General features: G+C 32.9%; 9 protein-coding genes. 8 read left to right on the top strand and 1 reads right to left on the bottom strand.

What is annotated here, in order from left to right; genetic code table 11:
• Positions 1-60 precede the first annotated feature (60 nt).
• From VJJ03_RS02425 to cmk, 8 genes are all read left to right on the top strand, one after another.
• The gene (locus VJJ03_RS02425; protein WP_009746398.1) at positions 61-2,229 is read left to right on the top strand and encodes a S9 family peptidase; all 2,169 of its coding nucleotides are present in this window, start codon (positions 61-63) and stop codon (positions 2,227-2,229) included.
• A gap of 32 nt (positions 2,230-2,261) precedes the next feature.
• Entirely contained in the window at positions 2,262-3,728 is a 1,467-nt protein-coding gene (locus VJJ03_RS02430) for a peptide MFS transporter (RefSeq protein ID WP_009746397.1), read from the top strand.
• A 302-nt stretch (positions 3,729-4,030) separates the two neighbouring features.
• A complete protein-coding gene (locus tag VJJ03_RS02435; RefSeq protein WP_323973624.1) occupies positions 4,031-4,960 on the top strand; it encodes a type IX secretion system membrane protein PorP/SprF in 930 nt (309 codons plus the stop codon).
• Between the two features lie 26 nt (positions 4,961-4,986).
• A complete protein-coding gene (locus VJJ03_RS02440; protein ID WP_009746395.1) occupies positions 4,987-6,987 on the top strand; it encodes an OmpA family protein in 2,001 nt (666 codons plus the stop codon).
• Positions 6,988-7,170: 183 nt separating this feature from the next.
• Positions 7,171-8,100 carry a transporter gene (locus VJJ03_RS02445; RefSeq protein ID WP_323973626.1) on the top strand — a complete coding sequence of 310 codons (930 nt, stop codon included), beginning with the start codon at positions 7,171-7,173 and terminating at the stop codon, positions 8,098-8,100.
• Between the two features lie 179 nt (positions 8,101-8,279).
• Positions 8,280-8,750: a hypothetical protein gene (locus VJJ03_RS02450; RefSeq protein ID WP_323973628.1), complete on the top strand. Its 471-nt coding sequence runs from the start codon at positions 8,280-8,282 to the stop codon at positions 8,748-8,750.
• A 5-nt stretch (positions 8,751-8,755) separates the two neighbouring features.
• Positions 8,756-9,136, top strand: coding sequence for a hypothetical protein (locus VJJ03_RS02455; protein ID WP_009746392.1), 381 nt, complete (start codon positions 8,756-8,758; stop codon positions 9,134-9,136).
• Between the two features lie 93 nt (positions 9,137-9,229).
• Positions 9,230-9,931, top strand: coding sequence for a (d)CMP kinase (gene cmk, locus VJJ03_RS02460; RefSeq protein WP_009746391.1), 702 nt, complete (start codon positions 9,230-9,232; stop codon positions 9,929-9,931).
• A 15-nt stretch (positions 9,932-9,946) separates the two neighbouring features.
• Here the strand turns inward: cmk and VJJ03_RS02465 are convergent, their stop codons facing one another.
• Positions 9,947-11,233, bottom strand: coding sequence for a nucleotide sugar dehydrogenase (locus VJJ03_RS02465; protein ID WP_323973630.1), 1,287 nt, complete (start codon positions 11,231-11,233; stop codon positions 9,947-9,949).
• Between the last annotated feature and the right edge of the window lie 331 nt (positions 11,234-11,564).

Below are 11,564 nucleotides of genomic sequence, written 5' to 3' on the forward strand. Positions count from 1 at the left end.
AAAATACTGTTATATTAAAAAAAAAACGTAAAATTGTATCCTACAAAAAATATTCTAAAAATGAGAACTAAAATCTGTTATTTATGGCTGTTTTTAATGGCTATTTCATTGAATGTGAGTGCTCAAAAGAAAATGATCACTCTGGAAGACATTTGGACAAATTATACTTTTTCTTCCAAGAGAATGTCTAATTTATCAGCATTGAAGAATACCAACCAGTATACAGTGCTGAATTATGATCGTAGTAACTCAAATTATACCATTGATTTGTATAACTTTTCTACTTTGGAAAAAGAAAAAACGCTTTTTGATACTAAGAATTTTTCAGAAATTAAGCGGGTGGATAGTTATACTTTCAACAAACAAGAAGATAAGCTTCTTATAGCAACCAATAGTGAACCAATTTTTAGACGTTCTTTTTTTGCTGATTTTTATATCTTTGACCTTAAAAAACAAGAACTTACTAAGCTAACAGATAAAAAAATACAAGAACCTCTTTTCTCCCCTAAAGGTGATAAAATAGCCTATGTATTTAAGAATAACATCTATATATATGATACTCAATCTAAAAGAGAACAACAAGTAACTTTTGATGGAGAGAAGAACAAAATTATTAATGGTACTAGCGACTGGGTATATGAAGAAGAATTTGCTATTGTAAGAACTTTTGATTGGAATGCTGATGGAACACAATTAGCTTATATTCGTTTTGATGAACATGAAGTGCCAGAGTTCTCTATGGACATCTATGGAACAACCTTATACCCTACTGAGGACACTTTCAAATATCCAAAGGCAGGTGAAAAGAATTCTGTAGTAAGTCTTCATTTGTATGATGTAAAGGGAGGAAAGGCTACACGAATTCCTTTGGATGCTTACTATATTCCACGATTGCAATGGACAAAAGAAGCAAATATTCTTAGTGTACAAACTCTAAATAGGCATCAGAATGATTTTAACATCATCTTTGTAGATGCTTCTACTAAAAAATATAAATCTGTATATCATGAAGTAGATAAGGCTTATGTAAGTATCACCGATGATCTTACTTTCTTGGATGATAATAGCTTTATTATTTCTTCTGAAAAAGATGGAAATAATCATCTTTATCATTATGATAAAAATGGGAAATTAATTAAGCAAATTACTCAAGGAAAATGGGAGGTAACTGAGTATTATGGATATAATTCTAAAGCTAAACAAATTTATTACCAATCCACTGAACCAGGATCTATCAATCGTGGTATTTATAGTATTGCTCTTTCAGGTAAAGATAAGAAAGCCTTAGCTATTGAGAAAGGAACTAATAATGCAACTTTTAGTCCTGATTTTTCATTGTTTATCAATCAATATTCTAGTGTTGCCAAACCACCTATCTATACATTGAATAATAGTAAAACAGGTAAAATAATCAAAGAAATTCTTAATAATAATGATTTAGAAAAGAAGGTAGCCCAATATGATTTGAGTAAAAAGGAATTTTTTGAAATTACTACTAAAAATGGAGATAAGCTTAATGCTTGGATGATTAAGCCTGCTAACTTTAATGAAAATAAGAAGTACCCATTATTTATGTTTCAATATTCAGGTCCTGGTTCTCAACAAGTATATAACTCTTGGTATAATTCTAATGATTACTGGTATCACATGCTTGCTCAAAAAGGATATATTGTACTTTGTGTAGATGGACGTGGTACAGGATACAAAGGAGCGGCTTTCAAAAAATGTACTTATAAACAGTTAGGTAAATATGAATTAGAAGACCAAATAGAAGCTGCTAAGATTGTAGGTAATTACAAGTATATTGATAAGAGTCGTATAGGAATCTGGGGTTGGAGTTTTGGTGGTTTTATGGCTTCTAACTGTATTCTGAGAGGTGAGGTATTTAAAATGTCCATAGCAGTGGCTCCTGTAACTAATTGGCGCTTCTATGACACTGTGTACACAGAACGATATATGCAAACACCTCAAGAGAACCCAGAAGGATATGATAATAATTCTCCACTTACTTATGCTAAGAATTTGAATAAAAAATTCCTCCTAGTACATGGTACTGCTGATGATAATGTACATGTACAAAACTCTATGAGATTAATAGAATCATTCGTACAATATAATAAGAGCTTTGATTGGGCTATTTATCCTGATAGAAATCATGGTATTTATGGAGGAAATACACGTCGCCATTTGTATGAAAAACTTACCAATTTCGTTTTAAATAATTTGTAAATATAATAGCATAATTTAAATTAGATAAGATAATGAATACAGAAAAAAAAGGACACCCAGCGGGGCTCTATCTTGTATTTTTTACAGGAATGTGGGAGCGTTTCAGCTACTATGCGATGCGTGGTATTTTGGTGCTTTACCTAACAGCAACATGGCTTAATGGAGGACTTGGGTATGATGAAAAGTTTAGTACCACTCTTTATGGTATAGCAACAGGACTTTGTTATTTCACGCCTCTTTTCGGAGGATGGCTTTCTGACAGATATTTGGGACAGCGTAAATCTATTCTTATCGGAGGATTTATCATAGTATTAGCACTATTTGTCCTCTTTGCTCCTGAGCTATTTACCTCTACTGCATCTAATTTGTCCGCAGAAGATATTCAGTCCAATCAATTAATAGGTCGTATAGGCTTGTATGTGGGCTTACTCTTATTGGTTATTGGTAATGGTTTCTTCAAACCTAATATTTCTTCTATTGTTGGGGATTTATATGAACCAGGGGATAAACGTTTGGATTCAGCTTTCTCTATTTTCTACATGGGAATTAACTTAGGTTCTGTAACTGCTCCATTGATTGTAGGATTACTTGCTGACAATATATTTGCAACTACTTATACTGATGCAAATGGTGTTCTTCAGATTTCTCATGGTTATCGTTATGGATTCTTAGCCGCTTCTATAGGTGCTCTTTTAGGACAACTTCTATTTGTGTTCTTGAGTAAGAAATATTTAGGAGATATAGGAATAAAACCTAAAAATGCAAATGTTAAAGTTTTAGACAAAGGTGAAGAAAAAGAAGAAAAGGCGCCTCTTACACGTATAGAAAAGGAAAGAATTGCTGTAATATTTATTTTCTTTTTCTTTGCTGTATTCTTCTTCGCAGGGATGGAACAGGCAGGTGCTTCTTTTAATCTGTATGCCAATAAATATATAGATAGAAATGTATTTGGATTTGAGATACCTACTGCTTGGTTGCAGATGGTTAATCCTTTCTTTGTGATAGTATTAGCACCAGTATTTGCTTATTTTTGGAATACTCGCTTGGGACAAGCACTCAACACTCCTTTGAAGATGGGATTTGGACTAATTGTATTGGGAATTGGATTCTGGTTTATGCTTATTGCTGGTTTCCAAAGAGGTGCCGAATGGCATGGTGGCTTTAATATCATAGATAATCCTGATGGTATGGTTAAAGCCAGTATGATTTGGATGATTCTCACTTATTTGCTACACACCATAGGGGAGCTTTCCCTCTCACCAGTAGGACTTTCTATTGTAACCAAACTCTCCCCAGCACGTTTTGCTTCCTTATTTATGGGAGTGTGGATTATGTCTACTGCTTTTGCCAATATGCTTGCAGGACTTATCTCTTCCTATGTAGTAGAGTTAGGGGCAAGTACTGTGTTTGCCACTATTTCAGCCTTTGTGCTCATATTGGGTATCGTCATGGTCTCTCTCAATAGAGTGATAGAGCGCATGATGCATGGAATAAGATAAAGGTTTTCATAATTTATTTTTTATAAATAGATCATTCTTTCTTAGGATGATCTATTTTTTTTCTAAATATTTGTTTTGAGCGTCTATCTATATAATTTGATACGAATGAATAATCTTGAAAATATGATTTTATTACTATTTAATAAAAAAATATTATAATTGTTAATAACTTTTAAACATGTAAGATGCTGTTTTTTAGATTATTAATAATTTTCTAATTGAATTTTAATTTCTAAGGAAATAAAATATTTGTATAATCATTTGTTTTTATTGTAACTTTGCGCGGTCATAAATAAAAAGATATGTTAAAAATAGGAATACGATTTACAGTATTACTAATGCTGATTATACTGACAGATCAAATACATGCACAACAGGACTCTCAATATACACAGTACATGTATAATACGATGATGATTAATCCCGCCTATACAGGATCTCGAGGAGGAACTAGTATTTTCGGATTATATCGTAATCAATGGGTTGGTTTGGATGGAGCCCCTAAAACAGCGACCTTAAGTTTCCATACTCCTATTGAATCCAAGCATATTGGATTAGGAGCTGCTATTTACCATGAAAGTATAGGACCTCAACAAACTAATGTTATTGATGTAGATTTCTCTTATACTATTGAATTCGATGAATCTAAATTGGCTTTTGGATTGAAGGCAGCAGCGGCTTGGTATAATTTTGATAGAAATAAGCTACACTTGATAGATGCCAATGATTATGCTTTCGATGGTAAGCCGAGTACTTTTCTGCCTAATATAGGAGCTGGAGTATATTATTACGGAGAAAAATATTATATAGGATTTTCTATCCCTTATCTGTTGGATACAAAGACTTTTTCCAAAACAGATGATAGGAAAATTTCTGATGTTAATGAAAAGCAACACTATAATCTTATGGGAGGATATGTATTTGATCTTTCTGAAAATACTAAATTCAAACCTGCAGCTTTGATGAAAATGGTGCAGGGTAGCCCTTTACAGTTTGACCTCTCGGCTAATTTTCTATTCAATGAACGCTTCACTTTAGGAGCTGCTTGGCGTTGGAGTGCCGCTGTAAGTGCAATGGCAGGTTTTCAGATAGATAAAAATTGGTTTATTGGTTATGCTTATGATTGGGATACTACTGATTTGAGAAAATATAATTCAGGTTCCCATGAGATCTTCTTAAGATATGAATTCTTTAGAGAAACTAAGAGGATTATTTCCCCACGTTTCTTTTGATTTAATAGATTATAAAAAACGAAAAAATGATAAAAAAGATAACAATATTTTCTCTCCTCTTTCTTTCTTTTTCCTCTATTTTTGCACAAGTAGATAATAAACAAAAGGAGGAGAATGAGAAGAAGGCTAAGAAAGCGAATGAACTTTATAGTAAATACGCTTATGTAGATGCGATTAAGATATATGAACGTATAGCCGAGCAGGGATATATAGATCAAACAATCCTTGAAAATTTGGGAAACTCTTATTACTTTAATGCAGATTATACAAATGCATTGAAATGGTATGACCAACTCTTTAAAAATGCTCAAAAGGATAATTATAATCTTACTGCTGAATATTATTATCGTTATGCTCAGACTTTAAAATCAGCAGAACGTTATGAGGAGGCTAGTAATATCCTAAAACAGTTTCTAAAGCTTACTGGAAGAGATGACTTACGTGCACGTAAATTGGAAGAACATACCGATTATTTGCAAGTTATCAAAGATAATTCAGGTCGTCTTACTATAAAACCTGTAGATATTAATACTGAATATTCTGAATATGGAACGGCTTTCTATGGAACCGATGCAGTTGTATTTACGGCTAGTAGGAAACCGTCTTTATTTAGGGAGGCTTCTAAATGGACTGGAGAAGGGTACTATGATCTTTTCAAAGCTACTCTAAAAGATAGCAATCTACAAGGAGAAGAACGCTTTTCTTCTGTACTTAATACTCCTCTAAACGAATCCAGTGCTGTTTTCACTAAGAGTTTGGATACTATTTATTTTACTCGTAATTATCAGGTGCCTCAAAGCAAAGAGGAGAAAAGAAAAAAAGTAGATGAAAAATTACTTCTGGAATTGTATCGTTCTGTGAAAAATGGCGACACATGGTCAAATCCCATTCGCTTGCCTTTTAATGTAGTTGGATATAGTGTAGCCCATCCAGCGCTTACTCCTGATGGAAAATATCTTTATTTTGCAGCAGATATAGCAGGAACTCATGGAAAATCTGATATTTTTAGGGTAAAAATAAACCACCAAAAGGGAACTTATGGCAAACCAGAGAATTTAGGGGAAATTATCAATACTGAAGGCAGGGAGACATTCCCTTTTATCTCCAATAATAATGTGCTTTTCTTTGCTTCAGATGGACTACCTGGATTAGGAGGGTTAGATATCTTTGCGATAAAAATAGAAAAAGATGGCTCCTTAAGAGGATTACAGAATATAGGGCGTCCTGGTAATACTCCAGATGATGATTTTGCCTTTGTTCTTGATGAACAAAAGGGCATGGGATTCCTTTCCTCTAATCGTCCTGGAGGAAAAGGTAAAGATGATATTTATTTCTTCACACAGAAAAGACCTTTGGAGTTTGATTGTTATAAAACTGTAAAAGGGGTTGTAAAAGATATTGATACTAAGGAGGTGCTTTCAGGGGTATTACTTACTCTCTCGGATAGTGAGCAAAAAGAAATTATACATAAAACCAATGATACAAATGGTAATTTTGACTTTGGAAAAAGTCAAGTGAATTGTGATGATACTTTTGTTTTTGTTCGTGCTCAGAAGGAAAATTATGCAGTGGTTGAAGAACAAATTAATATTCGAGAAAAAGGAGAAATTCATAAAGAAATCTTTTTGAAAAGTATTAAGAAAAATGTTACAGTGGGAGATGATTTAGCAAAATTCTTTGGTATAGAGATTATTTATTTTGATTTTGATAAATCTAATATACGTTCTGATGCTGAAGTGGATTTAGCTAAGATTGTAGAGGTGATGAAAGAGCATCCTAATATTAAGATTGCTATCAAATCACATACTGATAGTCGTGGTTCTGACCAATATAATTTAGCTCTTTCTGACAGACGCGCAAAGTCCACTTTGGAATGGATTGTAAAACAAGGAATTACTCGTAGTAGGCTTACTGCTAAAGGATATGGAGAAACACAACTGGTAAATGGTTGTTCTAATGATGTTCCATGTACTGAAGAGGAACATCAGAAAAATAGAAGAAGTGAATTTATTATCACTGAAATGTAAAATTTTTTCATAGTTTATATTTTTTACGGTAGTTAAGGTAACTTGCTACCGTTTTTTAATGATTTTAACTTATGGTAAAATTAAAATAATAAAAGACTTGATTTTTAGGATATTTTTTTTAATTTTGTGCCTTGATATAAAGTGAAAGAACTAATTCTAAGTTATTTTTTAAAGAGAAGATTTATGAGAAAGATATTGTTTTTTTTCTTCCTACTGATGTTAACAAATGTAGCGAGTGCTCAGTATACAGATATTATTAACTCCAATAAACCAGGTCGTTCTATGGGAGCTTATGCTGTAGGAAGAAAAGTGGCTCAAATGGAGACAGATATTTTTTATGAAACGAATAAGCATGAGTTACTTGATATTTCTCAGGACAACATAGGGCTTAATTATATGGTACGCTATGGAGTATGGCGTGATCAATTTGAGATAGTTGGAGATGGTACATTCCTCTATAGCAATCGTTCAACAGAAGGAATTTCTGAAAGCAGATTGGGGTTCCAACGGAATACCATTGGAGTGAAATATCTTTTCTATGACCCTCTATTTCTTAGTAATAAAAATATATACAGTTGGAAGGCAAATGCGGAATTTCGCTGGAAAAAGTTAATTCCTGCAATATCTCTTTATTTTGGTATAAATGTATTAGAAAAAAATCGTTATTTATATGAGTTGATGAATGATAGCTATGCGGCTTTTACTCCTAAAGCAATTATAGCTTTACAGAGTCACCCCTTACAGGAAGTAGCTTTGGTATTGAACTTAGTAGGAAATAATATGGCATCAATACATACCCAATATAGTTATATTTTTACACTTACTCATAATCTGTATGATGATAGATGGAGTATATTTTTGGAGAATGAAGGAATTACTAGTGATTATTACAAGGATTCTTTAATAAGAATGGGGGCTACCTATCTTATTGATGAAAGATTTCAAATAAATGCTTCTGTAGGAGCAAGCTGGAAAACAACTCCTACTCGATATTTGGGAGGAATAGGCATATCCTATCGTTTCTATGACCGATATAAGGATATTGAGTACATTGAGAAGAAGAAGGCAAGGGACAAACAAAATAAAGAAGATGCTAGAATCTTTGGATTCTAATTATTTATTAACAAAAAATGTTTTGATGAGAAATATACTTTATTTATTATCAATTAATTAAATATGATATTAACAAAGATATTTATTTTGTTGATGAAAAAATTATAGTTAAAAGTTGTATTTTAGAGAAAAACATCGTAGTTTTGCGAAGAGTTATAACCTAATTAAAATTAAGAAGTATGATTTTAGATGAATTTAAAAGATATACAGAGCAAATAGGAGCTCAACTCTCTGGAATACTTTCTGTTAGTTTTATAGGAACAGAACACGGAGAGATACTTTATAATCAATCATTTAGTGGATTAGATTATTCTGCCACAGCAAAGTTTGAGGCTGAAATTGCTAAGAATGCACTTCAAGAAATTAGATATATTGATAATATCCATGAAGACTCTCTCCGAGAGATTACTATCTCAAATAATGAGCAGATACATGTCATATATGTATCCAAAGATTTTGATTACCTGATACATATTATTACCGATGCAACCAAAGTCAACTATGGTCTCCTTAGTATTATACATAAGCAGTGCTATGAGGCAATGACTAAGGTAGTTACTTTTGATGAGGTACAAAATGAGCTTTATCCTGAAGTAACTAAAGAAGCACCTAAAAAAGAAAGTCATTTTAGAAAATTATTTTTTAGTTAAGAGAAATGATAGAACAATTTTTAGATGAATATGCACAGCAACTTTTTACCAATGTAGGAGGAACTATTTCTGTATCATTAGTAAGCACTCTTGATGGTTCTATTTTAGCTTATAAGTCGCGTGAGGGGGTTGATAATCGTCTGGCAAGTTCTTATCAAGTAGAAATTTTTAGAAATGCTATACTTTCTTTTGAGAATACAGAGGGATTATCAAATAAGAGTGTAGATGATGTATGTTTGGTATATGAAGGACAAACACATTTAATAGGGCTCTTGCAAAGTAAGAAAATTTTAGATCATGTTATTCTTGATGATACGGCTAATATAGGATTAGCAAAGCTTCTTATCCGAAAAATTCGTGCAGAAGCGGAAAGCAAATTCTTCTAATGAAATGACTAATAGATAAAAATCATACTTTATTGCTATAACTTGCCAAAATTCATTTCTTGTTTTTTGGTAAGTTATTTTTTATAGGTTATTATGAAAAAAATAATTATAGCTATTGACGGATACTCCTCTACAGGGAAAAGTACTATTGCCAAACGTATTGCCAATATTTTACACTATATATATATTGATACAGGGGCAATGTATAGAGCAGCCACTCTTTTAGCTCTTAGAAGAGGTTTCATCACTACAATAAATAGTGTAATTCATATTCAAGAGAAAGCTCTTATAGAAGCACTATCCCAAAGCACATTTAATTTTATTTATAATCCTGCTTTGAAATTGTCAGAATTATATCTTAATGATGAAAATATAGAAAAAGAAATTAGAGGAATACAAGTGGCAAACTTTGTAAGCGAAATAGCAAGAATTCAAGAAGTGCGTACATATTTAGTTGCTTTACAGCGTAAGATGGGAATAGAAAAAGGTATTGTTATGGACGGACGTGATATAGGAACTGTGGTTTTTCCTCATGCTGAACTTAAAATATTTATGACTGCCTCTGAAGAGATACGTGCTCAAAGAAGATTTCTTGAACTTCAAGCAAAAGGAGAATCTACAACCTACGAGGAGGTATTACAAAATATCCAGAAGAGAGATTATCAGGATTCCCATAGATCAGAATCCCCTCTAATAAAAGCTATTGATGCAATAGAGATAGATAATTCATACACAACAATTGAAGAAGTGGTTACTCATATAGTTCATCTTGCAGAAGTTAGGATAGAGGCATAGCAATCTCTCTTTTTATTATAAGTATTTATCTGCATCAGGCAATATTCCTTTCACATCATAAATTACGCTATGAGTCTTTCTTATTTTTTTCCAAGGTATAGATAAGAACTCTCTGTGAGCCACAGCAAGCACGATGGCATCATATTCTTCTATGGGAAGAGAGGGGTGAGAATGTATTTGATGTTCCTCCCATACATCTTCAGGATTTGCCCAAGGATCATACACAGTTACTTGTGTATGGAAGGACTCTAACTGGCGAACTACATCCGTAACTTTTGTATTACGAACATCTGGACAATTTTCTTTAAAAGTAATTCCTAAAACTAAAATATGAGCTCCATTGATAGGTATATTTCTCTCTATCATGAGTTTAATTACTTGGTCAGCAACATATTTCCCCATAGAATCATTCATTCTTCGACCAGCCAAAATAATCTCAGGGTGATAACCAACCTCTTGTGCCTTTTGAGCTAAGTAGTAAGGATCAACTCCTGTACAATGACCACCCACCAATCCAGGTGAGAATTTGAGAAAATTCCATTTGGTACCTGCTGCTTCCAAAACAGCTCTTACGTCAATATTTAAGATGTTACATATCTTAGCTAATTCATTTACAAAGGCTATATTAATATCTCTCTGAGAATTCTCAATAACCTTTGCTGCTTCAGCTACTTTAATCGTAGGAGCTAAGTGAGTGCCTGCTTCTATAATTGATTGATATAGAGCGTTCACCTTTTGAGCTGTTTCAATAGTGGATCCAGAAGTGATTTTTAGGATATGTTCTACAGTATGCACTTTATCTCCGGGATTAATACGTTCAGGAGAATATCCTACAAAGAAATCTTTATTAAAAGTAAGCCCTGATGCCTTCTCCAGAATGGGAACACATTCTTCTTCTGTACAACCGGGGTAAACAGTAGATTCATAGATAACTATAGCACCTTTCTTTAGATATTTTCCTACTATTTCACTTGCAGAATATAGGGGGGTAAGCAAAGGACGATGGTGTATATCCACAGGAGTTGGAACTGTAACTATAAAATAATTACAAGAAGCCAATTCATCAGGATCAGATGTACAGAAAAGTCCCTTTTCCTCCGTGGAAGTAGGATTTTTATTTATTAAAACTTCATGTAAAAGAACAGAATCTACCTCAAGGGTAGTGTCCTCTCCTTTTCTTAAGGCTTCTATACGAGAATGCTTTTTATCATATCCTATCACAGGATAGCGTGTAGCAAAGAGACGAGCCAATGGTAAGCCTACATATCCAAGTCCAATAACAGCTATTTTAGGTACATTCATTGTGAACTACTTATACTGAATAAAAAGGCAAAGTTACTAAAAAAAAATAAATAAGCATGTTATTTTGGTAGAAAATCTTCTTTTAGGGATTGAATTGATGATGTAAGTTCCGTTAGTAAGTTAAATTTTTGGGTATAGATTTCGAGTAAGGTTTTGTTGTTCTGAATATTGCCCCCGGGGGCAATATTCAGAACAACAAAAAAAGAGAGAAAAAACTGTTAAAGTTTCCTCTCTCTTAAAAATAAATGCTTTTCTTTGTCAAATAACCACAAATGACAATGAAAAAATACAAGCATTTAGATTTGGTGCAAAGGTCGCAAATTTTCGCATT

The sequence above is a fragment of the Capnocytophaga sp. G2 genome (genome assembly GCF_035282625.1).
Taxonomy (GTDB): Bacteria; Bacteroidota; Bacteroidia; order Flavobacteriales; family Flavobacteriaceae; genus Capnocytophaga.